General features: G+C 37.1%; 22 protein-coding genes. 18 read left to right on the plus strand and 4 right to left on the minus strand.

The annotated features are described in order from the left end of the window. Positions 1 to 96: 96 nt before the first annotated feature. From yihU to EDC44_RS08845, 9 genes are all read left to right on the plus strand, one after another. Positions 97 to 981, plus strand: a complete 885-nt coding sequence (yihU, locus tag EDC44_RS08805; protein ID WP_131977567.1) for a sulfolactaldehyde 3-reductase — start codon at positions 97 to 99, stop codon at positions 979 to 981. Between the two features lie 26 nt (positions 982 to 1,007). Continuing rightward, complete coding sequence (locus EDC44_RS08810; protein WP_131977570.1) at positions 1,008 to 1,877, plus strand: aldolase; 870 nt, start codon at positions 1,008 to 1,010, stop codon at positions 1,875 to 1,877. Between the two features lie 60 nt (positions 1,878 to 1,937). Beyond that, positions 1,938 to 3,953: an alpha-glucosidase gene (locus tag EDC44_RS08815; protein ID WP_131977573.1), complete on the plus strand. Its 2,016-nt coding sequence runs from the start codon at positions 1,938 to 1,940 to the stop codon at positions 3,951 to 3,953. Positions 3,954 to 3,992: 39 nt separating this feature from the next. After that, the gene (locus EDC44_RS08820; RefSeq protein WP_131977576.1) at positions 3,993 to 5,234 is read left to right on the plus strand and encodes an AGE family epimerase/isomerase; all 1,242 of its coding nucleotides are present in this window, start codon (positions 3,993 to 3,995) and stop codon (positions 5,232 to 5,234) included. 72 nt (positions 5,235 to 5,306) lie between these two features. Next, complete coding sequence (locus tag EDC44_RS08825; protein ID WP_131977579.1) at positions 5,307 to 6,362, plus strand: aldose epimerase family protein; 1,056 nt, start codon at positions 5,307 to 5,309, stop codon at positions 6,360 to 6,362. A gap of 28 nt (positions 6,363 to 6,390) precedes the next feature. Then, positions 6,391 to 7,128, plus strand: coding sequence for a sulfite exporter TauE/SafE family protein (locus tag EDC44_RS08830; RefSeq protein WP_131977582.1), 738 nt, complete (start codon positions 6,391 to 6,393; stop codon positions 7,126 to 7,128). Between the two features lie 173 nt (positions 7,129 to 7,301). Then, positions 7,302 to 7,817: a TRAP transporter small permease gene (locus EDC44_RS08835; RefSeq protein ID WP_131977585.1), complete on the plus strand. Its 516-nt coding sequence runs from the start codon at positions 7,302 to 7,304 to the stop codon at positions 7,815 to 7,817. Positions 7,818 to 7,828: 11 nt separating this feature from the next. Further along, positions 7,829 to 9,118: a TRAP transporter large permease gene (locus EDC44_RS08840; protein ID WP_131977589.1), complete on the plus strand. Its 1,290-nt coding sequence runs from the start codon at positions 7,829 to 7,831 to the stop codon at positions 9,116 to 9,118. A gap of 25 nt (positions 9,119 to 9,143) precedes the next feature. Continuing rightward, positions 9,144 to 10,196, plus strand: a complete 1,053-nt coding sequence (locus EDC44_RS08845; protein ID WP_131977592.1) for a TRAP transporter substrate-binding protein — start codon at positions 9,144 to 9,146, stop codon at positions 10,194 to 10,196. A 136-nt stretch (positions 10,197 to 10,332) separates the two neighbouring features. Here EDC44_RS08845 and pgi read toward each other — a convergent pair whose 3' ends face one another. Genes pgi through EDC44_RS08860 form a run of 3 tightly spaced genes read right to left on the minus strand, consistent with a single transcriptional unit; the run spans position 10,333 to position 14,524 of the window. Next, positions 10,333 to 11,979, minus strand: coding sequence for a glucose-6-phosphate isomerase (gene pgi, locus EDC44_RS08850; protein WP_131977595.1), 1,647 nt, complete (start codon positions 11,977 to 11,979; stop codon positions 10,333 to 10,335). 32 nt (positions 11,980 to 12,011) lie between these two features. After that, positions 12,012 to 13,091 carry an alanine racemase gene (alr, locus tag EDC44_RS08855; RefSeq protein WP_207896755.1) on the minus strand — a complete coding sequence of 360 codons (1,080 nt, stop codon included), beginning with the start codon at positions 13,089 to 13,091 and terminating at the stop codon, positions 12,012 to 12,014. 23 nt (positions 13,092 to 13,114) lie between these two features. Further along, positions 13,115 to 14,524, minus strand: a complete 1,410-nt coding sequence (locus EDC44_RS08860; RefSeq protein WP_131977601.1) for a replicative DNA helicase — start codon at positions 14,522 to 14,524, stop codon at positions 13,115 to 13,117. Positions 14,525 to 14,721: 197 nt separating this feature from the next. On the opposite strand from EDC44_RS08860, the gene EDC44_RS08865 reads away from it, so the two are divergent. The 5 genes from EDC44_RS08865 (at position 14,722) to sodC (ending at position 19,600) form a co-directional block, all read left to right on the plus strand. After that, a complete protein-coding gene (locus EDC44_RS08865; protein WP_131977604.1) occupies positions 14,722 to 15,594 on the plus strand; it encodes an EamA/RhaT family transporter in 873 nt (290 codons plus the stop codon). 101 nt (positions 15,595 to 15,695) lie between these two features. Further along, positions 15,696 to 17,114: an exodeoxyribonuclease I gene (gene sbcB / locus EDC44_RS08870; RefSeq protein ID WP_131977607.1), complete on the plus strand. Its 1,419-nt coding sequence runs from the start codon at positions 15,696 to 15,698 to the stop codon at positions 17,112 to 17,114. Positions 17,115 to 17,881: 767 nt separating this feature from the next. Continuing rightward, positions 17,882 to 18,367, plus strand: coding sequence for a non-heme ferritin (ftnA, locus tag EDC44_RS08875; protein ID WP_131977610.1), 486 nt, complete (start codon positions 17,882 to 17,884; stop codon positions 18,365 to 18,367). 27 nt (positions 18,368 to 18,394) lie between these two features. Continuing rightward, positions 18,395 to 18,892: a non-heme ferritin gene (gene ftnA / locus EDC44_RS08880; protein ID WP_131977613.1), complete on the plus strand. Its 498-nt coding sequence runs from the start codon at positions 18,395 to 18,397 to the stop codon at positions 18,890 to 18,892. A gap of 153 nt (positions 18,893 to 19,045) precedes the next feature. After that, complete coding sequence (gene sodC, locus EDC44_RS08885) at positions 19,046 to 19,600, plus strand: superoxide dismutase family protein (RefSeq protein ID WP_131977616.1); 555 nt, start codon at positions 19,046 to 19,048, stop codon at positions 19,598 to 19,600. 29 nt (positions 19,601 to 19,629) lie between these two features. On the opposite strand, the gene EDC44_RS08890 is transcribed toward sodC, so the two are convergent. Further along, positions 19,630 to 19,812 carry a YoaH family protein gene (locus EDC44_RS08890; protein WP_131977619.1) on the minus strand — a complete coding sequence of 61 codons (183 nt, stop codon included), beginning with the start codon at positions 19,810 to 19,812 and terminating at the stop codon, positions 19,630 to 19,632. Positions 19,813 to 19,922: 110 nt separating this feature from the next. On the opposite strand from EDC44_RS08890, the gene EDC44_RS08895 reads away from it, so the two are divergent. The 4 genes from EDC44_RS08895 to dxs all read left to right on the plus strand — a co-directional run bounded on the left by EDC44_RS08895 (position 19,923) and on the right by dxs (position 24,131). Then, the gene (locus tag EDC44_RS08895) at positions 19,923 to 20,927 is read left to right on the plus strand and encodes an ornithine carbamoyltransferase (protein WP_131977621.1); all 1,005 of its coding nucleotides are present in this window, start codon (positions 19,923 to 19,925) and stop codon (positions 20,925 to 20,927) included. Positions 20,928 to 21,103: 176 nt separating this feature from the next. Then, positions 21,104 to 21,343, plus strand: coding sequence for an exodeoxyribonuclease VII small subunit (gene xseB, locus EDC44_RS08900; protein WP_131977624.1), 240 nt, complete (start codon positions 21,104 to 21,106; stop codon positions 21,341 to 21,343). A gap of 6 nt (positions 21,344 to 21,349) precedes the next feature. Continuing rightward, positions 21,350 to 22,240, plus strand: coding sequence for a (2E,6E)-farnesyl diphosphate synthase (ispA, locus tag EDC44_RS08905; protein ID WP_131977636.1), 891 nt, complete (start codon positions 21,350 to 21,352; stop codon positions 22,238 to 22,240). Between the two features lie 25 nt (positions 22,241 to 22,265). Then, entirely contained in the window at positions 22,266 to 24,131 is a 1,866-nt protein-coding gene (dxs, locus tag EDC44_RS08910; RefSeq protein WP_131977627.1) for a 1-deoxy-D-xylulose-5-phosphate synthase, read from the plus strand. Positions 24,132 to 24,438 lie beyond the last annotated feature (307 nt).

Genomic DNA, 24,438 nt, shown 5'->3' on the forward strand with positions numbered 1-24,438 from the left:
AATGTGATCTATGTCACTTTACATTAATAAATTTTATAAATATTATATAAAACGAAAATAAATGAACTTATTCGAATATTAATTAAGGAGAGGAGTATGGCAAAAATTGCATTTATTGGTTTGGGACAAATGGGTTCACCAATGGCTACAAATTTATTGAAAAAAGGACATTTTGTTTCTGTTTATGATATCAATCCTGAAGCTGTTAAAAAATTAACAGCTATAGGAGCACAAACTTCATCAACGCTTGGTGAGGTGGTACAAGGATGTGAATTTATTATTACGATGCTGCCTAACGGTAAATTAGTAGAACAAGTTATTTTCGGTGAACAAGGATTTGTTAATGCGATAGCTACGAATGCCTTGGTTATTGATATGTCTACTATTCATCCTTTTGAAAGCGATCGGATTAGAGAAAAATTAGGTCAATTGAATATTGAATTTATGGATGCTCCGGTAGGACGGACATCAGATAATGCTATTGCGGGTACACTTTTGATTCTAGCAGGCGGTACATCCGAACAAGTATCAAGAGCTACTGAGGTTTTATTATGCATGGGCTCTGAAATTATTAATACCGGTGGACCGGGACGTGGCATTAGAGTGAAATTGATTAATAACTTTATGAGTATTTCACTGAATGCATTATCAGCAGAAACAGCTACGCTTTGTGAAGCCTTAAATTTACCTTTCGATATCGCAATGCGGGTTATGCAAGGTACTCCTGCAAATAAAGGTCATTTTACAACAACATGGGTAAATAAAGTGTTAAAAGGGGATTTATCCCCAGCGTTTATGATCGATTTGGCACATAAAGATTTAGGTATTGCCCTTGATGTCGCAAATCAATTACATGTTCCATTAGTAATGGGAGCTGCTTCACGGGAAATTTATAGCCAAGCAAAAGCGATGGGACGAGGTAAACAGGATTGGACTGCAATTTTAGAGCATGTCCGTTTCTGTTCAGGTTTGATCAAATAGTATGAGTATGAAAAAAGGAAACCAGTATGGAAAATTACACTATTAAAGATATAGCTCGCCCTTCAGGTGGATTTGCAATGTTGGCGGTAGATCAACGCGAAGCACTTAGATTGATGTTTGCTGCGTCTGGAATGAACCACTCGGATCAAGATTTGACAGATTTTAAAGTGAATGCGGCAAAAATTCTTTCTCCCTATGCATCAGGTGTTTTAGTCGATAATCAATTTTGTTATAAGCAAATTGTTGAACAAAAAGTTATCTCATCCAATTCAGCGATGATTGTTGCGGCAGATCAATTTATTCCAGGCAATGGCATTCCGGTTGATACCGTGTGTATTGACAAAGAAATTGATCCACATAAAGCAAGAGAAAATGGAGCTAAGGCTTTAAAATTACTTGTTTTATGGCGACAGGATGAAGATCCGCAACAACGTTTGGAAATGGTTAAAGAATTTAATCAAATTTGTCATTCTGCAGGGTTAGTTAGTATTATTGAACCGGTTGTTCGTCCGCCGAGAATTGGTGATAAATTTGACAGAGAACAAGCAATTTTAGCAGCAGCTAAAGAGTTGGGAGATTCCGGTGCGGATCTTTATAAGGGAGAAATGCCTTTATTTGGCAAAGGAAATGCGTCTGAACTATTAAGTGCGGCTCAAAAATTAAATGATCAAATCAATATGCCTTGGGTAATTTTATCATCAGGCGTTGATGTGAATTTATTTTGTCGTTCAGTCAGAATTGCAATGCAGGCCGGGGCTTCAGGTTTTTTAGCCGGTCGTGCGGTATGGTCTTCGGTAATTGGATTACCGGATACCGAACTCATGCTAAAAGACATTTCAGCACCACGCTTACAGCATTTGAGTTCAATTGTTGATGAAATTATGGCATCAAGATAATGCCATAAATCTTTTTCCGTATTTTAGTTAATATTTATTATTGAATCTATGAGGTGGAAAATGGAGTTAAATCAAATAAATGGTGGCTTTCAACTGACTCAGAACGAACAGGTTTTATTATCTCATACTAACCGTAGTCCTGCTTTTTTTGTCGGGATTGGAAAAGAGAAGATAGAGATTTACCGAGGTAATTTTGCTATTGAAGATACGATTGTTGAGCGAATACCGTTAAAGCATAGCAAAATTATCAATAATGAAATTCATCTTGCCTATGATGAGTTGACGGCAACTCAATTGATTATTCGGTTAGATTCGTTATCCCTTCAAGATTCAAAACTTATTATTGAACAGTTAGACTCTCAACTTAACCGTTTTTGGATTCGTTTACCGGCTCAAGAGGATGAAAAAGTATGGGGCTGTGGGGAGCAGATGTCATATTTTAATCTACGAGGAAGACATTTTCCACTCTGGACATCTGAGCCGGGAGTCGGACGTGATAAAAATACAGAAATAACATTTCTATCTGATAAATATAATAAAGCAGGTGGAGACTATTATCATACTAACTATCCTCAACCGACTTTTGTTTCCTCTCAGCATTATGCGTGTCATGTTAACAGTACGGCTTATGCGGATTTTGATTTTCGTAATACGGATTATCACGAATTACAAATATGGGAAATTCCGAAATCTATTGAAATTTATACCGCACTTTCTTTTTTAGATTTGATTGAAAAACTCAGCTTGCGTTTTGGTCGCCAACCTAAATTACCCGAATGGATTTATAACGGTGTTATTTTAGGTTTAAAAGGTGGAGAAGAGAATTCATTTTCTCGTATGGAAAATGCAATAGCTAAGGGTGTTTCTGTTGCAGGTATTTGGTGTGAAGACTGGGCCGGTATCAGACAAACTTCTTTTGGTAAGCGTTTATTTTGGGATTGGAAATGGAGTAAAAAACGCTACCCTAATTTAGATGAAAAAATTAAGTCACTACGAGAACGTAACATCCGTTTTCTTGCTTATGTCAGCCCTTACCTATGTGAAGACGGTGAATTATATCCGCTTGCAAAAGAGAAAAATTTATTTGCTATCAATAAACAAGGCGATGTCGCATTAGTTGATTTTGGTGAATTTAATTGTGGTGTACTGGACTTTACTAACCCTGAAACAAGAGAATGGGTAAAAAAAGAAATTATTCAAAAAAATATGCTTGATTTAGGTGTATCTGGTTGGATGGCTGATTTCGGGGAGTATCTGCCAACCAATGATCTTTATTTGCATAATGGCATTGATGCCAAACTTATGCATAATGCGTGGCCACCACTATGGGCAAGTGTAAATGCAGAAGCCGTTGCAGAGCGAGGTTTAACTGGTGAAATTATGTTCTTTATGCGAGCTGGATTTACGGGTACTCAGAAATTCTGTCCTATGCTTTGGGCCGGCGATCAATGTGTTGATTTTTCTCGTCATGATGGACTTAATACCGTTATTTGTGGGGCTCTTTCGTCAGGTTTATTAGGCAATGCTTATCACCATAGTGATATAGGTGGATATACCAGTTTATTTGGAAATCGGCGGACTAAAGAAGTGTTTGAACGTTGGGTTGATATGGCTGCATTTACACCAATGATGCGAACCCATGAAGGTAATCGTCCTGATGAAAATTTCCAATTTGATCAAGATGTAAACACTATCGCACATTTGGCAAAAATGACTAATATCTATCGTCACTTAACGCCTTATCTAAAACATTTGGTTAATGAAGCGAGTGAAAAAGGCTATCCGGTACAACGTCCTTTATTTGTACATTTCGAACATGATGAAAACACCTATGATATTCAAGATCAATATATGTATGGTGCCGATTTACTTGTTTCACCAGTACATAAACAAGGTGTCGGCGAATGGACTGTTTATTTACCGGCACAAGAAACGTGGATAAATGTCTGGAATCAACAAGAAATTCAAGGGGGACAGTATATTACTGTGCCGGCTCCTATAGGTCAGCCGCCACTGTTTTATCGTAAAAACAGTCAATGGGCTGATTTATTTGCTGCAATTCCAAGAGTTTCTTAATAATGAATATTTGATATTTTTAAACTATGAGGTGATTTTATGAAATGGATTAATACAAAAGCTCATAATCGTTGGCTCGAACAAGAAACAGATCGTATTTTTGAATTCGGTCGTAAATCCGTTGTGTCCACAGGATTTGGTTGGATAGGGAATAATGGTAATGTGCGAGAAGAAATGGGAATTCAGCTTTGGATTACGGCTCGCATGTTACATGTTTATTCATTAGCTGCATTAATGGGAAGACCCGGTGCTTATAAATTAGTTGAGCATGGTATTAATTCCTTGGATGGTGCGTTACGAGATAAAAAATATGGTGGTTGGTATGCTAATGTAAATGAAAAAGGCGTAGTTGATGCTTCAAAACAAGGTTATCAACATTTCTTTGTATTATTAGGTGCGGCCAGTGCAGTAACAACAGGACATCCTAAAGCTCGTCAATTATTAGATGATGCGATTGAAATTATTGAAAAATACTTTTGGAGCGAATCTGAACAAATGTGTTTGGAATCTTGGGATGAAACATTTACTACAACCGAAAATTATCGTGGTGGCAATGCCAATATGCATGCTGTAGAAGCTTTTATGATTGTTTATGATGTGACGAAAGATAGAAAGTGGTTAGATAGAGCAGTGCGTATTGCTTCGGTCATTATTCATGATGTTGCTCGAAATAATAATTATCGTGTAAATGAACATTTTGATTTTAGCTGGAAACCTATTTTAGATTATAACCAAGATAATCCGGCAAGCCATTTCCGTGCCTATGGCGGCACTCCAGGTCACTGGGTTGAGTGGGGGCGATTAATGTTACATCTTCGTGCCACATTAATTTCAATCAATGCAGATGTGCCAGAGTGGTTATTAGAAGATGCTAAAAATTTATTTGCGGCAGGCGTACGAGATGCTTGGTCAGTTGATGGTGCGGAAGGTTTTGTGTATACCGTTGATTGGAATGGCAAACCTGTAGTAAGAGAACGCATTCGTTGGGTTATAGTAGAAGCAATAGGAACAGCCTATGCGTTATACACAGCAACGGGTGACGTTCAATATGAAAAATATTATCAAGAATTTTGGGACTATTGTCGTGAATACTTAATGGATTATGAAACAGGTTCTTGGTGGCAGGAATTAGATACTAATAATAAAGCATCAAGTAAAGTATGGGATGGTAAACAGGATATTTATCATTTAATGCATTGCTTATTAATCCCAAGATTACCATTAACACCAGGACTTGCTCCGGCATTATCACTAGGCTTGCTTGATAGTAATTTAAAATAATCAAATGCTCAATTTATTGGGAGTTCTGCTCAGGTGGAACTCTTATTTTTATCATAATTAAGGGGTAAAAATATGGAATTAGCCATAAAAGAGTTTGGTCAGATAGAAGAGCATCCGGTTGAGCTAATTACGCTAAAAAATTCCCAAAATTTTAGTATTAGCATTACTAATTACGGTTGTATTGTAACATCAATCAAAATGCCGGATCGTCACGGAAATATTGATGATATTGTTTTAGGTTATGATTCCTTAGAAAAATATTTATCCGGACATCCTTTTTTTGGTGCAATTGCGGGACGATTTGCAAACCGAATAGCTGACGGTGTTTTAAAAATTAATAATCAAGTCTATCAATTGGAAAAAAATGAGATAGCCACACAACAACACCTTCATGGCGGAAAAAAAGGGTTTGATAAATACATTTGGGGTTACGATATAGAACAAACTCCAACCAGGATTATGGTTCATTTTCATCGAGTGTCTTGTGATGGTGAAGCTGGCTACCCAGGAAATTTAATGGTAACACATAGTGTTGGTTTGGATGAGAGCAATCAGGTTCATTTTTATTTTAATGCTATTACGGATAAACCAACAGTTGTTAATCTTGTTAATCATAGCTACTACAATTTATTAGGTCACAATAGAGGAACAATTGAAAATCATATTTTAAAAGTTTTTGCCGATTTTTATACTCCGATAAATGAGCACCTTATCCCAACCGGAGAGATTAAAAAATTAGCTGATACGCCATTGGATTTTATTCAACCAATATCGCTGCATCATAATATGGAACGATTGCCTCGTGGTGAAATTGATCATAATTTTATATTGAGAAAAGATTATGTTTATGACGCCTATCATATGGCTGCCGAACTCTATGAACCAAAGTGCGGTCGTTTTATGTCAATTATTACCACGCAGCCTGCCGTGCAAATCTATAACGGTTCTAAATTATCTAATAAACTGTGGATAGGGCGGGATAACTCTAAATATGAGTCATTCGCAGGAATTTGCTTTGAAACACAACACTTCCCTAATAGTCCTAATTATGCTCATTTTCCAACTACTCAGCTAAATCCCGGACAGACATACACGCAGAAAACAATTCACCAATTCAGTATTCGCTAATGATTTTAAGTGAGGTAAAAATCTTATTATGATTACTATTATTGTTATGCTGGTTATCGCTTTAGGCAGTTTTACACAAGGGTTAACCGGATTTGGATTAGCACTCGTTTCTGTCCCTTTATTATCTTTGTGTATTGACGTAAAACTTGCTGTTCCTATAGCCGGTGTTTTCGGTTGGTTAGTTACTTTTCCTATTGTTTGGAAAATGCGTTCCCATATTCAATGGAAAATCGTTTTAATTTTATTTATTGGTTCATTGCCTGGTTCCTACCTAGGAGCAGATTTACTTAAGCAGCTTCCGCCTAAAATCATTTTGGTTGTAATGGGTTGTGTGTTAATTATAGCAAGTTTATATTCGTTATTTTCAAAACGGGTACTATTTAAATCTGCTTCAAATACGTTGAGTCTGTTTGTCGGTTTTTGTTCAGGCGCCCTAGGAGCTAGTGTTGGTGAACCAGGCCCACCTGTTATTGCCTATACTTCAATGTTGCCACTAACAAATGATCAAACCAAATCAACGCTTGTCTGTTTTTTTATGTTGCAAATGGTAGGTGCTATCGGAGGATTTTGGTCTAAAGGACTATTAACTGAAGATGTTTTCTTTTATGTGTTAAAAGCTATTCCTTTGTTTATTATTGGATTGAGTTTAGGGATGTTTTGTTACCATATATTGAATAAATACCGCTTCAATTATCATAAAATTATCTATTCTCTACTACTTATTGTTGGAGGGATATTGATCTTAAAGAGTCTTTTAGTTGTATAAATTAAGTAAAAAAGGCATTTTTATAAATTGCTAAATAAACTTCACCTTCCTTTTGCGAATTTAAATGAAAAAAAATGAACATTTATTGTCTATTTGTGATGTTTGTCACAGTTTTAGATGTTTGATTATGATAAATTACGAACAGATTTGATACTAAAGGAAGGAGGGGAGTAATGTTAAATAGAATTGAGCAATTACTTGCAAAAATAAATAACCCGATAGCAAAGTTTGGAAAATATATTGCAGGTTTTTTATTGGCAATAATGACGATTATAGTGTTATTACAAGTATTTTATCGATATTTATTACATGTTCCACTCAGTTGGAGTGACGAATTATCTTGTTATCTAATGATCTATATGACCTATTTATGTATGCCATTGATTTATTTAGAAGATAGAAATATTGCAATGACTTTTTTGACTGAAAAAATACAAGGAAAAAGAATATATCATTTCTTAATGTTAATCATTCATTTATTGTCACTCTTACTTTTTATTATTTGGATATATTTTGGCTGGCTATTTTTCTTAAAAGGTAATGTGATGGCAAATAGCTTACCTTTTAAAATGTATTACATTTATATTGTTCCACCTGTTTTATTTGCAATAACCTGTTTATCTATTATTCAGAAAATTGTTAGTGAATTAAATAAATTCGCTCATTATCAACCGATTGCACTTAAATAAGAGAGGATTATATGGTTTCTCCTATTTTTATCTTATATTTTCTAATTTTCTTACTTATTGGTGTTCCTGTGCTATTCGCTTTGGGATTATCTCCTGCGATAGCGTTATTTCAAGACGATAAAGTATTGTTTATCAATATGCTGTATCAGCGACTTTATTCAGGTCTTGATAGCTTTCTATTATTAGCGTTACCATTTTTTATGTTAGCGGGGGAATTTATGGTAAACGGTGGTATAACCAACCGTATTATTACTTTTTCTCAAACTTTAGTACGACACCTAAAAGGTGGCTTAGGACATGTAGTTATTTTAGCTGCAACATTATTTGGTGCTCTAACCGGTTCATCCGTTGCTGCAACTTCTGCTATTGGTAACATGCTGATTCCGGAAATGGAACGTTATAAATATGACCGCACTTATGCGGCTGCACTTACGGCGGCGGCGACAGTTTTAGGTACAATTATTCCACCAAGCGGTATTATGTTGATTTATGCTTTTGTGATGAATACTTCCGTTGCAGCTATGTTTATGGCCGGGGTAGTGCCTGGGTTGATACTTTGCATAGGGCTAATGTTCGTCAATAGAATCGAAATGCGGAAATATCCTGAAGTTGAACAATTTGAAAGAGCATCAAGAACTGAACGTTATGCAGGATTTAAAATGGCAATTTTGCCATTATTAACCCCTATAATTATCTTAGGAGGCATTTATGGTGGGATCTTTACGCCAACAGAAGCTGCGGCTGTTGCAGTATTTTATGCTCTTATTTTATCTGTATGGATAATGAAAAATTTGAAATTAAAAGATGTTATGCCGATGTTCGTTAAAGTAAGTATCAATGCGGCGGCTATTTTAATTATTGTTGCGGCTGCAAGTGGATTTGCTTCAGCTGTAAGCCTTTCCGGTATTGCAAATGAAATCACCAGCTTCTTATATTCAATTACTGATAATAAATATATGCTGTTTTTTATTGTTAATATTTTTCTATTTATTGTAGGTATGTTTTTAGATGCTGGTCCGGCTATTTTGATCTTTGCTCCTATATTAGCACCGATTATGACAAATGTAGGTATTGATCCGGTACATTTCGGTGTTGTAATGGTATCCAATCTCTCTATAGGGTTGGCAACTCCGCCAATGGGATTAGTATTATTTGTCGCATCAGGTGTATCAGGAGTACCTTTACAAAAAATATCTCGAGCTATTATTCCATTTTTATTAATTGAGTTTTTAATTATATTTCTAATATCATTTTTTCCACCACTCGTTATTGGATTACCAAAGGCTTTAGGGTTAATGTAAATCAATTATCTGTAAGGAGATGTGTATGAAAATCAAAAATATTATTTTAGTTACTTCGTTAATTATGGGGGCAAGTGCAATTTCTCAGGCCGCTGAATATAAATTAACGGTTCCTATTGTTACCAATACCGATAGTTATAATTATCAGTCATTACTTGTATTTAAAAATATTGCCGAATCTTATTCTAACGGAAGAATTGAAGTTGATATTTATCCTAGTGGACAACTTTGCGGTAATGCCAAGGAATGTCTAGCGGGGGTTCAGGCTGGAATGTTTGATTATTTCCAAACTACAGTTCCAGAGTTAGCCTATTACTGGAAACCATTGGAAGGTTTTGATCTGCCTTATCAATTACCCAATGATCGTGTAGCAGAATGTGTTTATGATGATAAAGATTTAATAGCTGGTGTACGTGAAAATGTGCTGAAAAACACACAAAACCTAAGGCTAATGATGGTTTCCAATTCTGGTGGATGGCGTAATATTGCCACAACTAAAAAAACAGTTCATACGCCTTCAGATGTTAAAGGATTAAAATTAAGAACTGTACCAGCCCCGATTCAACAAGAACTTGTCAGAACGCTAGGTGGGGCACCTACGCCAATAGCTTGGCCTGAAGTCTATACGGCACTATCAACGGGAATGGTTGATGGTACTAAAAATGGTATCGTCGATATTGTACAAATGAAATTCCATGAAAGTCTGAAACATATCATTTTGGATGGGCATGCTTATATGGGAGGAGCGTGGGTAATGAATAACGACAAATTTAATTCATTACCGAATGATTTGAAAAAAGTTGTAGTTGATGCGGTTGTGGCTCAAAATCAGTATTTAAGAGCTTATCCTAAATGGAAAGAATTTGACGCCTATGAAATTTTCAAAAAAACTGGTGGAAAAATTTATAACCCGACAGAGCAAGAAAAAGCCGATTTTAAAGCCGCATCAGCAGCTGTGCGTGAAAACTATTTGGCTTCAGCGACACCTGAAAGTAAAGAATGGTTAAATAAATTTGAAAATCAGATTCAGGCATGTCAAGCAAAAATTGCAGAAGAAGATAAAAAAACGCTAGAATAATTAATCATAACCAATAAAAACAACCGATATTTTGTTCGGATCAGACTGCTGACAAGTCCCAAATATTTGCCTAGAACTTTGTCAGCAGTCTGAGAATCTTCTTAGATCGCGTTATGGCTATTTATTTCAAGTTGGATTAACGCCACGCTTTAAACTGATTAATCAAACCGTTTGTAGAGCTGTCATGGCTGCTGACGGCTTGATTGTCGGTCAATTCAGGAAGAATTCGGTTTGCTAACTGTTTACCTAATTCCACGCCCCATTGGTCAAAGCTAAAGATATTGAAAATCACACCTTGTACGAATATTTTATGCTCGTACATGGCAATTAACGCTCCTAAAGTGAACGGTGTAATTTTTTGTACTAAAATGCTGTTTGTCGGTTTATTGCCCGTGAACACTTTAAACGGCACAATATGTGCGATTTCAGCGGCAGTTTTGCCTGCTTGAGCAAATTCAGCTTCGACTACTTCTTTGGTTTTACCAAACGCCAACGCTTCGGTTTGTGCAAAGAAGTTGGAAAGCAGTTTGCTGTGGTGATCAGATACCGGGTTATGGGTTTGTGCCGGAGCAATGAAATCACACGGAATTAACGTTGTGCCTTGGTGAATTAATTGATAAAAGGCGTGCTGACCATTTGTACCCGGTTCACCCCAAATAATCGGACCGGTTTGATAGTTCACTACATTACCATTGCGATCCACATATTTACCATTCGATTCCATATTGCCTTGTTGAAAATAGGCGGCGAAGCGGTGTAAATATTGGTCGTACGGCAAAATCGCTTCTGTTTGAGCCCCTAAAAAATTGGTGTTCCATAAACCGATTAACGCCAATGTAGTCGGGATATTTTGCTCAATCGGTGCATTGCGGAAATGTTTATCCATTTCATGTGCACCGCTTAATAATTGTTCGAAATTATCAAATCCGATAGATAATGCAATGGATAAGCCGATTGCAGACCATAATGAATAACGACCGCCGACCCAATCCCAGAATTCAAACATATTGGCGGTATCAATACCGAATTTTTCCACTTCTTTGGCATTGGTAGAAAGTGCAGCGAAGTGTTTGGCCACGTGTGCTTCATCTTTTGCCATTGATAAGAACCAATCACGTGCAGAGTGAGCATTGGTCATCGTTTCTTGTGTGGTAAAGGTTTTAGAAGCGACTAATACCAACGTGGTTTCCGGATTCACTTTTTTCAATGTTTCAGCGATATGGGTACCGTCCACATTGGATACAAAATGCATTGTCAGTTGATTTTTATAAGGACGTAGAGCTTCCGTCACCATATAAGGACCTAAATCCGATCCACCGATACCGATATTGATCACATCGGTAATGGCTTTGCCCGTATAACCTTTCCATTCACCTGAAATTACACGATCACAGAAGGATTTCATTTTTGCCAATACAGCGTTTACTTCCGGCATCACATCTTTTCCATCAACCAAAACCGAAGAATTGGAACGGTTGCGTAGAGCAGTATGCAATACTGCACGATTTTCTGTGCGATTGATTTTCTCACCGTTAAACATGGCTTCCGTTGCAGATTTTAATTGGCATTCTTCTGCAAGTTGGCGTAATAATGCCAACGTTTCTTGAGTGATATTGTTTTTTGAGAAATCGACTAGAATTTCATTGTTAAAGGTTAATGAATAATCAGCAAAGCGATTTGCTTCTTGAGCAAAAAGATTTTGAATTGTTACCGCACTTTGTGCCGCTTTGTGCTGTTCTAATGCTTTCCAGGCTGACGTTGATGTCGGGTTAATATTTTGCATAGTTTTTCCTTTTTAAGTTTAGTATTAATCAATTAATCCACATATTCGGTTAACACGCGAGGCGTTAACTTCGTAATCAGTTCATAGCTTAAAATCCCGGTATAAGCAGAAACTTTTTCGATAGGCAACTCTTTGCCCCATAAAATAACTTCATCTCCCGCTTTATCCTGACTGTTGGCACCAAGATCAACAGTAATCATATCCATGGATACACGACCGACAATAGGGACTTCCCGCCCGTTGACTACAACCGGCGTACCTGCTGGAATATTACGGGGATAACCATCGCCATAACCAATAGCAACCACACCGATTTTTGTATCTTGTGGGCTTGCCCAAATTCCGCTATAACCGACCGGCTCACCTTTTTTATGTGTTCGTACGGCAATTAACGAAGAGGTGAGTGTCATTACCGGCGTTAAACCGTATTCTTCACCGATCACATCATTAATCGGTGAAATACCATACATAATAATACCGGGACGAATCCATTCCAAATGAGATTCCGGCCAGTATAAAATACCGCCGGATGCCGCGATACTACGTTCACCGCTTTTATTTTGAGTGACAGAGAGAAAATTTTTCAGTTGTTTATTCGTGTAGTCGGATTCTAATTCATCCGCTTTACTAAAATGACTGACAAAACCAATATTCGGATCGATATTTGGACAAGTTTTCAGTTGTTGATAGAAATCATCAACTTCATCCAAATGTACGCCTAAACGGTGCATACCGGTATCAATTTTCAGCCATACTTTAATTTTATTGGGCAAATCAGCTTGCTGTAATGCGATGAGTTGTTCTTTACTGTGTACAACGGTTTGGATGTTGTTGACTGCTAAAACGGGTAAATCTTTCGTGTCAAAAAAACCTTCTAATAATAAGATCGGTTTGATAACACCGTGAGAACGCAACGTGAGAGCTTCTGCCAAGCGGGCTACACCGAAACAATCTACTAAATTTTCTACCGCACTTGATACGAATTCTAATCCGTGTCCGTATCCATTGGCTTTTACAATTGCGATAACTTTGCTGTTCGGGGCTTTTTGTTTGATTGTTTGGATATTTTTTTTCAGTGCCGCCAAACTGATTCTGGCTGTTGCCGGTTTCATATTCATCCTTCTGTGTTTATTCCTTAATACTCATCACTATACGCTTCACCGGCATAATTATCAAATCGGGAATATTGTCCTTGAAAGGTTAAACGCACTCGTCCAATCGGACCATTACGTTGTTTACCGATAATAATTTCCGCAATACCTTTGAGATCAGAGTTATCGTTATATACTTCATCACGATAAATAAACATAATTAAATCCGCATCTTGCTCAATAGAGCCCGATTCACGCAAATCCGAGTTCACAGGTCGCTTATCTGCTCGTTGTTCTAAGCTACGATTTAATTGTGACAACGCAACAACCGGGACTTCCAATTCTTTTGCTAATGCTTTTAGGGAACGGGAAATTTCTGCAATTTCCAACGTACGATTATCGGCAAATCCCGGTGCTTTCATTAATTGAAGATAATCGACCATAATCATACTTAAACCGTCATTTTCTTTATATACGCGACGAGCTCTGGAACGCAATTCCGTCGGCGTTAAACCGGCAGAATCGTCAATATACATATTCGGCTTTTCGCTTAAAATCGCCATAGTACTGGAAATACGCGACCATTCTTCATCATCATGAATTTGTCCGGTACGAATTTTAGTTTGATCGACGCGAGAAAGACTTGCCAACATACGCATCATAATTTGCTCTGCCGGCATCTCAAGGCTAAAAATTAATACCGGTTTATCACTTGCCATAGCTGCATTTTCACAAAGATTCATAGCAAATGTGGTTTTACCCATAGACGGACGAGCGGCCACAATAATTAAATCGGAAGGTTGCAAACCGGCAGTTTTCTTATCTAAATCTTTAAAACCGGTTGTCACGCCGGTTACACCGTCATGATTTTTAGCATTAGCTAATTCTTCTATTTTATTTAAGGTTTGTTCTAAAATACCGATTATATTTTTAGGACCTTCATTAGCGTTAGTACGCTTTTCCGCTATATCGAAAACGGCTTTTTCAGCCTGATCTAAAATAGCATGAATATCTTGCCCTTTAGTAGAATATGCATTTTGAGCAATTTGATTACCTGCCGAGATAAGTTCTCTTAATACTGCTTTTTCACGCACAATATCAGCATAAGCAATAATATTTGCGGCACTAGGTGTATTTTTGGACAGTTCGGCAAGATAAGCAAACCCGCCGACTTCTTGCAGGATATCTTTATTCTTTAAAGCTTGATCGATGGTAATTAAATCAATCGGTTTGTGATTTCGGGTGAGATTTTCCATTTCTTGGAAAATTAAGCGATGAGCATAGCTATAAAAATCATCGGCAATCACATGTTCTGTGACGTTGTCCCATTGTTGATTATCCAACATGACACCACCTAATACAGCCTGTTCCGCTTCAATAGAGTGCGGAGGAATATTAAGTTGTGCGACCGGATTATTTTCTTTGCTCGATTGAATATTTTGTTGCTGTGCCATTCGGTATTCTCATCAATAATTTTAACCCGCATATGATATAACAAATTCATCATAGGGTTAAGTAAAAATCGGTGAATTCAAGTGAATAGGGCGATTGTAAAGAAGATGACAAAAAAGATTGTATATTATAATATTCAGCGAATTAACTTGTATTTATAGTTGACCACTTCATAGAATAATTTTATAAAGGAAAATTAATGCATTATCTCATCTTAGCTATTTTGTGTAGCGTTTCTGTGGCTGTATTACTCAAAGTTGCTCGCAAAAAAGGGATTATTATCGAGCAAGCTATCGTTTTTAACTATATTATGGCTATCAGCTGGTGCTATTTTTTGTTAAAACCGGATTTTAAAGGTTTGGGGTTTACGGAATTTTTTGTGCAAAGTGAATCGCAGCCGATTTTCTTGATAATGGGCGTGTTATTGCCGACCGTATTTATCTTTATGTCGAAATCCGTGGAATATGCAGGAATTGTGCGTTCCGATGCGGCACAGCGGCTGTCTTTATTTTTACAAATTATCGCGGCGGTATTCTTATTTCATGAAGCCTTGACTAATACCCGCATTGTGGGCGTAGTGTTGGCTTTTTTAGCGTTATTCTGTCTGCTTTCTAAACCTACTGGCAATGTAGAAAATGCTGGTAAAGCAGTACTGTTTTTAACTTTGGTGTGGTTGGGGTACGGTGCAATAGGCATTTTATTTAAAATGATTGCCAAGACGGGCGGTGCATTTCCAACCACTTTATTTATATCTTTCGTATTGGCCGGTGTATTGATGTTCTTGTATTTACTTATCAAGCGTACGGTATGGACGGGGCGGAGCTTAATCGGTGGAATTATTTTAGGCACATTGAATTTCTTTAATATTTTATTTTATATCAAAGCTCACCAGCATTTCAGCGAAAATCCAACCTTGATTTTTGCCGGTATGGATGTTGGTGTCATCTGTTTAGGCACAATCACCGGAGCATTGATTTTTAAAGAAAAAATCAGCAAAATTAATGGAGTAGGGATCGCCTTAGGCATTTCTGCGGTGATTTGCTTATTCTATTTGGATAAATTAATTGCTTGATATAATGTGACATAGTCACAAAATCAAAAAAACGCTATCTATTTGATAGGGCTTTCTTTTTAGCGTAAAATGCAAATAATTTCAACTTTTAGATGATTCTTATGGCTGAACCGACCTTTTTTATTTATGACTATGAAAGTTTTGGGGTAAATCCTGCCTCTGACCGACCTGCACAGTTTGCCGGAATCCGTACCGATATGGATTTTAACATTATCGGCGAACCAGTGATGATTTACTGCAAACAAACCAACGATTATTTGCCGTCACCGGAAGCGGTGTTAGTCACAGGCATTACCCCGCAAGTATGTAATGAACAGGGGATTAGCGAGCCGGAATTTGCCAAACGGATTTTGCAGGAATTCAGTCAGCCGAATACCTGCGTAATGGGTTTTAACAATATTCGTTATGACGATGAAATGACTCGTTATACCTTTTACCGCAATTTTATCGATCCTTATGAATATAGCTGGAAAAACAGCAATTCCCGCTGGGATTTGTTGGATTTAACCCGTGCTTGTTATGCCTTACGTCCGAAAGGCATTAATTGGGCCTACGATGATGATGGAATGCCATCGTTCCGCTTGGAAAAACTCACGCAAGCTAACGGTATTGAACATAGCAACGCTCATGATGCAATGGCCGATGTGTACGCAACCATTGAAATGGCAAAGCTGATCAAACAAAAACAGCCAAAATTATTCCAATTTTTCTTTGAAAACCGTGGTAAAAAACAAATTGAAGCCATGATTGATACGGCGGAAATGACGCCTTTGGTGCACGTTTCCGGAATGTTGGGTAATTATCGTGGAAATACCACTTGGATCGCACCGCTGGCGTGGCATCCCACCAATCAAAATGCGGTAATTGTATGTGATTTAGCCGGTGATCTCACGGATTTACTCAATAAAAGTGCGGTAGAATTACAGCAAAATTTATATACTAAAAAATCTGAATTGGAAGCTAACAACATCTTGCCGGTTCCACTGAAATTGGTGCATATCAATAAATGTCCGATTATCGCCCCTGCCAAAACTTTGTTGTCAGAAACTGCCGACCGTTTAAGGATTAATCGCAATCTATGTTTGGAAAATCTAAAAAAATTACGTCAATCCATTGATGTGCGTGAGAAAGTCATTGAAATCTTTAAGGATGAACGAATTTTTGAGAAAAGTGACAACGTAGAAACCGAACTATACAATGGCTTTTTCAGTAATGCCGATAAGAACAATATGGCGATTTTACGGGATCTACCGCCAGAAAAATTAACAGATCACGGTTTAGCTTTTGATGATAAACGTATTCCGGAATTATTGTTCCATTACCGTGCCAGACATTTTTATACCACATTAAACAGCACTGAACAACAACAGTGGCGACGTTATCGTCAGAAAAAACTTGACCAAAGTGCGGTACAATTTGCAGAAAGTTTACAGCGTCTGGTGGAGGAAAATAATAATAATCCTGAAAACTTAGCATTATTAAAACAGGTATATGAATATGGAGAAAAATTATTACGATAAATAATCATAAAATAATCTCAGATTTCACATAGCGTTATCAAAAAACCGTATCTTAAAACTAAGATACGGTTTTTTTTTGCCTATCATTTTTTATTTTTATTCCTTGACACAATCTTTACATAATAAAAATTCCCATGCATAACTTAATCTAAAACCGTGTAATAAGGTACTAACGTAGTGCGTGTTATCTAGTTTTATAGATATTTGAGATCTGTGGATAATTTTGTGATTTTATTATATCGTAGTAATCACCAACTTTGTAACTAATTTCGCATAATGTATATTATGTTAAATTAAAGTTATAAAAAGTCACTTTTAAAGACTGTTCTATTTTCTCATCTTTAATCCTATTTGTTTTCTTATTTATTTTTATTCTGATTTTGGGTAAGTAATCTCGTTTATTGATTTATTAATGATGATAGGTTTTTATTAAGTGCGGTCTTTTTCATTTTTATTTGCAAAATAAAATTTAATGATTTTTTATTTAATTATTGGGTATTTTTTGATAACGCTACGCGAAATCTGAGAAATAAAATCAGTACTTTTCTCATATATTTGAAATAAGCCACTTTGTATAAAATTGAAACGTTCTGATAATCTTTCCGTTTCTTAAATAGGAATAATTATTGTTAAAATTTCTTTAAAAATTATAGGGTTATGTGAATTTTTTGTTGCAATATACACTTTATGATTCTACAATAATAACTGAATTGAAGTTCTGCTCTGCTTTTGAGCGTCTTGTAACATAAATACAAATGGAGGAAAGTATGTTAAGCCAAGCAATTACTACAAAATTGAATGAACAAATCAATCTTGAGTTCTATTCATCCAATATTTATCTACAAATGAGTGCATGGTGTTCTCAACGTGGTTATGAAGGTGCTGCGGCATTTTTATTACGTCACGCAGATGAAGAAATGGAACATATGCAAAAATTATTTACTTATGTCAGTGAAACCAGTGGCATGCCGATGTTAGGTAAAATCGAAGCACCGAAAAATGATTATGCTTCATTAAAAGAAGTGTTTGAAATTACGTTGTCACATGAAAAACATGTTACAGCGAAAATTAACGAATTAGTGGAAGCAACTTGGGCAGATAAAGACTACTCGACTTTCAACTTCCTACAATGGTACGTTGCAGAACAGCACGAAGAAGAAAAGCTATTCAATAGTATTATTGATAAATTCAATATATTAGGTGAAGACGGTCGTTCACTCTACTTTATCGACCGCGATTTAGCAACATTGTAATTATTGTAGAATTTAAGGAGAAAGAATATGTTATCAGCTAATGTAATCAAATTATTAAATGATCAGATGAATTTAGAATTTTATTCATCAAACCTTTACTTACAAATGAGTGCCTGGTGTGAACAAAAAGGTTATCCGGGTGCAGCAAGTTTCTTATCGGCACATGCTGCAGAAGAAATGCAACATATGCGTAAATTGTTTACTTATTTGAATGAAACCGGTGCATTAGCCATTATTACTGCTATTGAAGCACCTGCACACGACTTCGCTTCATTAAAAGAAGTGTTGGAAAAAACATATGAGCATGAAAAATTCATTACATCTAAAATTAATGAATTAGTGGGTAAAACTTTTGAAGAAAAAGACTACTCTGCCTTTAACTTCCTGCAATGGTATGTTGCAGAACAACATGAAGAAGAAAAATTATTCAGCGGTATTTTGGATAAATTAAATCTTTTAGGTGAAGATGGTAAATCCTTGTATTTCGTGGATGGTGAATTAGCAAAACTAGCTAATAGCAATTAATTATTGTGTTTATAATAGGTTAACTTCCTTAAAAGCCGATCAAATGATCGGCTTTTTGTTTGTATTTTTTAGCGATTGACATTCTCGGTAAATTCTCTATGATTAACTTTGTTAACTAATTGTTAGTCCACCATTTTCTATGAGGAAATTGCTATGAAAAAAACATTATTGGCATTAACGCTTATCGCCGCCGGCGTATCGGCAATCACAAATACGGCATTGGCGAATCAACCGTCAAGCGACAGTTTACAGGTTGAAGTGTCCTTACTTGACCCGGTTAAAGGTGATAAAGCTATCGGCCAAATTACTATTACCGAATCTGCGTACGGTTTAGTCTTTACACCGAATCTTCATGGTTTAACTACCGGTTTGCACGGATTTCATGTTCATATGAATCCGAGCTGTGAAGCAAAAGAGAAAGATGGTAAATTAACTGCAGGCTTAGGAGCCGGGGGACATTGGGATCCGAAAGATACTAAAAAACACGGTTTTCCTTGGCAAGATGATGCTCATTTAGGCGATTTATCCGCACTTTATGCCGATGCTGAAGGTAATGCGACTTATCCTGTACTTGCACCGCGTTTAAAATCATTAAGTGAATTACAAGGACATTCACTAATGATTCATGCGGGTGGTGAAAATCATTCGGATCACCCTGCTCCGCTTGGCGGCGGCGGTGCACGTATGGCCTGTGGTGTAATTAAATAATTTTCCCGGATTCCTATATAAGTTAAGCCTCATTTGTTATTTTCAGATGAGGCTTTGTTTATTGAGCTGTTTATTCTTTCTTCTCTTAACTCTTTCGCCACTATTGCAATCGCTTCACCACTCCCAATACCTTGCCGCATTAATTGCTGGATTTTTTCCACCGCAGCTTGTTGTTGCTCATGGGTTAGATTTAATAATGCTTGATCTGGCATGATAAATTCTCATTTTTTAACTGGATTTCATAGGGGATTAATTGTAACATTTCCTCTTGAAATTTAATATTGAATCTCTTTTTTACAATTAAAGCGACAGGAGTTGCAACATGGCATTTAATCTTAAAAACAGACATCTTTTAAGTCTGGTGAATCATACCGAGCGTGAAATTAAATATTTACTCGACCTTTCCCGTGATTTAAAACGGGCAAAATATTCCGGAACAGAACAACAAAAATTGAAAGGAAAAAATATCGCCTTAATCTTTGAAAAAACGTCTACACGCACCCGTTGTGCTTTTGAAGTCGCCGCTTATGATCAAGGTGCTAATGTCACTTATATCGATCCGAATTCATCACAAATTGGTCATAAAGAGAGCATGAAAGATACGGCTCGCGTTTTGGGGCGAATGTATGATGCCATTGAATATCGCGGTTTCAGCCAAAAAATTGTCAATGAATTGGCAGAATATGCCGGTGTGCCGGTATTTAACGGCTTAACGGATGAATTTCATCCGACACAAATGCTGGCGGATGTATTAACGATGATCGAAAACAGCGATAAACCGTTGAACCAGATCAGCTATGTTTATATTGGCGATTCTCGCAATAATATGGCAAATTCGTTATTATTAATCGGTGCTAAATTAGGCATGGATGTACGAATTTGCGCTCCGAAATCCTTATTACCGGAAGATGAATTAGTGGCAATGTGTCAGCAATTTGCCGTGCAGAGCGGCGCCAGAATTACAGTGACGGAAGATATTGATACCGCCGTAAAAGGAGTGGACTTTGTGCATACCGATGTATGGGTTTCTATGGGAGAACCGATTGAAAGCTGGGCAGAACGCATTGAACTTCTCATGCCATACCAAGTAACGACGGAATTAATGGCTCGTACCGGCAACTCACAAGTAAAATTCATGCATTGCTTACCGGCATTTCATAACAGTGAAACGAAAGTCGGTCAAGAAATCGCAGCGAAATATCCGCAATTGGCCAATGGTATTGAAGTAACGGAAGATGTGTTTGAGTCACCATATAACATTGCTTTTGAACAAGCGGAAAATCGTATGCATACCATTAAAGCCGTGATGGTAGCCAGCTTGGCATAAATGATTTTGTAAATTATAGGAAGTGTAGTTTTAACTGCACTTTTTTATTGCCGCCGTTTGTCAACCTGAAGAATAAAAGTGCAGTTGATTTTTACAAAATTTCATAAAAAATCCCCCACAATGCGGCTAAGATCAAGTACAATAAATCATTTTAATGAATACACTACGGAATTAATATGGCTCGTAAACCTAAAGAATCGGAAGCGGATTTTGAAACAACATTAATGCGGCTTGATAATATTGTCACTCGTTTGGAAAGCGGTGATTTACCGTTGGAAGAAGCGTTAAAAGAATTTGAAAGCGGCATTACTCTCGCTAAGATGGGACAAGAACGTTTAACTCAGGCAGAGCAACGCATTCAAATTTTATTGCAAAAAAGTGAAACAGCCGAATTAACGGATTATATTCCGGAATAAATGTATATGTACCAATTCTCTCAAGATTTACAGCAAATACAACAACGCATTAATAATTTTTTAACGCTCCAATTTAATGCGATTGACAGTACACCGTCACTTCTTGCGGAAGCTATGAAATATGGCTTGTTATTGGGTGGTAAACGTATACGTCCGTTTTTGGTTTATGCCACCGGAAAAATGCTGGGTGCCGATTTGAATGCCTTAGATTATGCCGCAGCCGGTATCGAAGCTATTCACGCCTACTCGCTTATTCACGATGATTTACCGGCAATGGACAATGATGCATTACGCCGCGGTCAACCTACTTGTCATATTGCATTTGATGAAGCGACGGCAATTTTAGCCGGTGATGCGTTACAAGCTTTCGGCTTTGAAATGTTGACAAAATCCACCGCACTTTCTACAGAACAAAAATTGCGTTTGGTGAAAGAGTTGGCTGTGGCATCGGGTATTCAAGGAATGTGTTTAGGACAAAGTCTGGATTTGATTTCTGAGCATAAACAAATTTCGTTGACGGAATTGGAAACTATTCATCGAAATAAAACCGGTGCATTATTAATTTGTGCATTAAAATTAGGCTTTATCTGCTCGCCATATTTTGCGGAACAGTTATTAGAATTACAATTGGAACGTTACGCTAAAGCCATCGGGTTAGCATTCCAAGTAAAGGATGATATTTTAGATATTGAAGGTGACAGTGCGATTATCGGTAAAACAGTCGGTGCCGATTTAAATGCAGATAAAAGCACTTACCCCAAATTACTTGGCTTAGATGGTGCAAAAGATAAAGCAAAACAATTATATGACGAAGCATTGGATGCATTAAATAATATTCCTTTTGATACAACGGCATTAAAAGCGTTGGCTAAATTTATTATCGAAAGAAAAAATTAGATCACTTACATTAGATCATAAGACTATGCAAAACAAATACCCTTTACTCTCCCTGATCAATTCACCGGATGATTTACGGTTGTTAAATAAAGATCAATTAACGCAAGTATGCGAAGAATTACGCGGTTACCTGTTAGACTCAGTAAGTCAAAGTAGCGGCCATTTAGCCTCTGGATTAGGTGCAGTGGAATTAACCGTTGCATTGCATTATGTATTCAAAACACCGTTCGATCAGCTAATTTGGGATGTCGGGCATCAAGCCTATCCGCATAAAATTTTAACCGGTCGCCGTGAGCAAATGCCGACGATTCGTCAAAAAGACGGTTTACACCCGTTCCCATGGCGTGAGGAAAGTGAATTTGATGTATTAAGTGTCGGACACTCTTCCACTTCTATTAGTGCAGGATTAGGAATTGCTATTGCGGCAGAAAAAGAAAATGCCGGACGTAAAACGGTCTGTGTAATTGGCGACGGTGCAATCACCGCAGGTATGGCATTTGAAGCGATGAATCATGCCGGTGCGGTACATACTGATATGCTTGTGATTTTAAATGATAATGAAATGTCTATTTCCGAAAATGTAGGGGCATTAAACAATCATCTTGCCAGAATTTTTTCCGGTTCATTTTATTCCACTGTGCGTGACGGCAGTAAAAAAATTCTGTCTAATGTGAAACCGATTAAAAATTTTATGAAAAAAACCGAAGAACATATTAAAGGTTTAGTTTCACCGAACAGTACGCTGTTCGAAGAATTAGGGTTTAATTATATCGGACCTATTGACGGTCATAATATTGATGAATTAATCAATACGTTGAGTAATATGCGAGAACTCAAAGGACCGCAATTTTTACATATAAAAACCAAAAAAGGTAAAGGGTATGCACCGGCGGAAAACGACCCTATCGGGTTCCATGGCGTACCTAAATTTGATCCGCTCAGCGGTGAATTGCCAAAATCTTGTGCAGAATTACCCTCTTATTCCAAGATTTTTGGAGACTGGCTGTGTGAAATGGCTGAAAGAGATGAAAAATTAGTAGGAATCACACCGGCCATGCGGGAAGGTTCCGGTATGGTAGAATTTTCTACACGTTTTCCTCAACAATATTTTGATGTAGCCATTGCTGAACAGCATGCGGTAACACTTGCCTCCGGCTTGGCAATCGGTGGTTATAAACCGGTGGTAGCGATTTATTCCACTTTCCTGCAACGGGCTTATGATCAAGTGATCCATGATGTAGCCATTCAGGATTTACCGGTATTATTCGCGATTGATCGTGCCGGAGTTGTCGGTGCGGACGGACAAACTCATCAAGGTGCATTTGATATTAGTTTCTTACGCTGCATTCCGAATTTAATCGTTATGACACCAAGTGATGGAAATGAATGTCGTCAACTACTCTATACTGGTTATCAATCAAATAAACCCGCGGCGGTACGTTATCCTCGCGGTAATGCGATTGGTATGGAATTAACGCCGCTGGAAGCAATTCCATTGGGACAATCTAAGTTAGTTTGTCAAGGTGAAACTATCGCGATTCTGAACTTTGGTACTTTGTTGCCAAGTGCGGTAAAAGTGGCGAGAGATTTAAACGCCACAGTAGTAGATATGCGTTTTGTGAAACCACTTGATAAAGCACGTGTATTAGCCTTGGCTCAAACGCATAAATTGTTAGTCACGCTGGAAGAGAACGCGATTCAAGGCGGGGCTGGCAGTTTGGTAGCTGAAACTTTAAATGCAGAATGTGTTCAAGTACCGCTATTACAATTAGGTTTACCGGATTTCTTTATTCCGCAAGGCACACAGCAAGAAATTTTGGCTGATTTAAAATTAGACGAAAACGGTATTCGCGAACAAATTACAGCTTATTGGAACAAGTTAAATCAGTAATCATACAAATCTTAAAAATTTATTAATTTTTATGAACTATTCAGCAAAAGCTCGGTCTTAGATAATGCTAGTGCACTGCATTTTGCAGATGTCTTTTCAAATTCTTAATATTTAAGACCTCCCCCGATATCTATATTTGGATATCGGGTTTTCTTTTTTATCATTCGAAAAATATAAAGTGCGGTCAAAATTTTTTATTTTTCAACCGCACTTAATTGGTGTAATAGACAAAATAGTTGCTATAAAGTGGGTTAAAGCCTTATAGTATAAGGCTTTAACCCCTATTTTTGAAAATGAATAAAAAACT

Source organism: Cricetibacter osteomyelitidis, assembly GCF_004340985.1.
Classification (GTDB): Bacteria; Pseudomonadota; Gammaproteobacteria; order Enterobacterales; family Pasteurellaceae; genus Cricetibacter; species Cricetibacter osteomyelitidis.

Excerpts from the sequence above, each read along its gene's own strand:
- EDC44_RS08845 (WP_131977592.1), top strand. The coding sequence starts at position 9,144 with ATGAAAATCAAAAATATTATTTTAGTTACTTCGTTAATTATGGGGGCA.
- pgi (WP_131977595.1), bottom strand. The coding sequence starts at position 11,979 with ATGCAAAATATTAACCCGACATCAACGTCAGCCTGGAAAGCATTAGAA.
- sodC (WP_131977616.1), top strand. The coding sequence starts at position 19,046 with ATGAAAAAAACATTATTGGCATTAACGCTTATCGCCGCCGGCGTATCG.
- dxs (WP_131977627.1), top strand. The coding sequence starts at position 22,266 with ATGCAAAACAAATACCCTTTACTCTCCCTGATCAATTCACCGGATGAT.
- EDC44_RS08830 (WP_131977582.1), top strand. The coding sequence starts at position 6,391 with ATGATTACTATTATTGTTATGCTGGTTATCGCTTTAGGCAGTTTTACA.
- alr (WP_207896755.1), bottom strand. The coding sequence starts at position 13,091 with ATGAAACCGGCAACAGCCAGAATCAGTTTGGCGGCACTGAAAAAAAAT.
- xseB (WP_131977624.1), top strand. The coding sequence starts at position 21,104 with ATGGCTCGTAAACCTAAAGAATCGGAAGCGGATTTTGAAACAACATTA.
- EDC44_RS08860 (WP_131977601.1), bottom strand. The coding sequence starts at position 14,524 with ATGGCACAGCAACAAAATATTCAATCGAGCAAAGAAAATAATCCGGTC.
- EDC44_RS08890 (WP_131977619.1), bottom strand. The coding sequence starts at position 19,812 with ATGCCAGATCAAGCATTATTAAATCTAACCCATGAGCAACAACAAGCT.
- EDC44_RS08865 (WP_131977604.1), top strand. The coding sequence starts at position 14,722 with ATGCATTATCTCATCTTAGCTATTTTGTGTAGCGTTTCTGTGGCTGTA.
- ispA (WP_131977636.1), top strand. The coding sequence starts at position 21,350 with ATGTACCAATTCTCTCAAGATTTACAGCAAATACAACAACGCATTAAT.
- EDC44_RS08840 (WP_131977589.1), top strand. The coding sequence starts at position 7,829 with ATGGTTTCTCCTATTTTTATCTTATATTTTCTAATTTTCTTACTTATT.
- ftnA (WP_131977613.1), top strand. The coding sequence starts at position 18,395 with ATGTTATCAGCTAATGTAATCAAATTATTAAATGATCAGATGAATTTA.
- EDC44_RS08815 (WP_131977573.1), top strand. The coding sequence starts at position 1,938 with ATGGAGTTAAATCAAATAAATGGTGGCTTTCAACTGACTCAGAACGAA.
- ftnA (WP_131977610.1), top strand. The coding sequence starts at position 17,882 with ATGTTAAGCCAAGCAATTACTACAAAATTGAATGAACAAATCAATCTT.
- EDC44_RS08825 (WP_131977579.1), top strand. The coding sequence starts at position 5,307 with ATGGAATTAGCCATAAAAGAGTTTGGTCAGATAGAAGAGCATCCGGTT.
- EDC44_RS08895 (WP_131977621.1), top strand. The coding sequence starts at position 19,923 with ATGGCATTTAATCTTAAAAACAGACATCTTTTAAGTCTGGTGAATCAT.
- EDC44_RS08810 (WP_131977570.1), top strand. The coding sequence starts at position 1,008 with ATGGAAAATTACACTATTAAAGATATAGCTCGCCCTTCAGGTGGATTT.
- EDC44_RS08835 (WP_131977585.1), top strand. The coding sequence starts at position 7,302 with ATGTTAAATAGAATTGAGCAATTACTTGCAAAAATAAATAACCCGATA.
- EDC44_RS08820 (WP_131977576.1), top strand. The coding sequence starts at position 3,993 with ATGAAATGGATTAATACAAAAGCTCATAATCGTTGGCTCGAACAAGAA.
- sbcB (WP_131977607.1), top strand. The coding sequence starts at position 15,696 with ATGGCTGAACCGACCTTTTTTATTTATGACTATGAAAGTTTTGGGGTA.
- yihU (WP_131977567.1), top strand. The coding sequence starts at position 97 with ATGGCAAAAATTGCATTTATTGGTTTGGGACAAATGGGTTCACCAATG.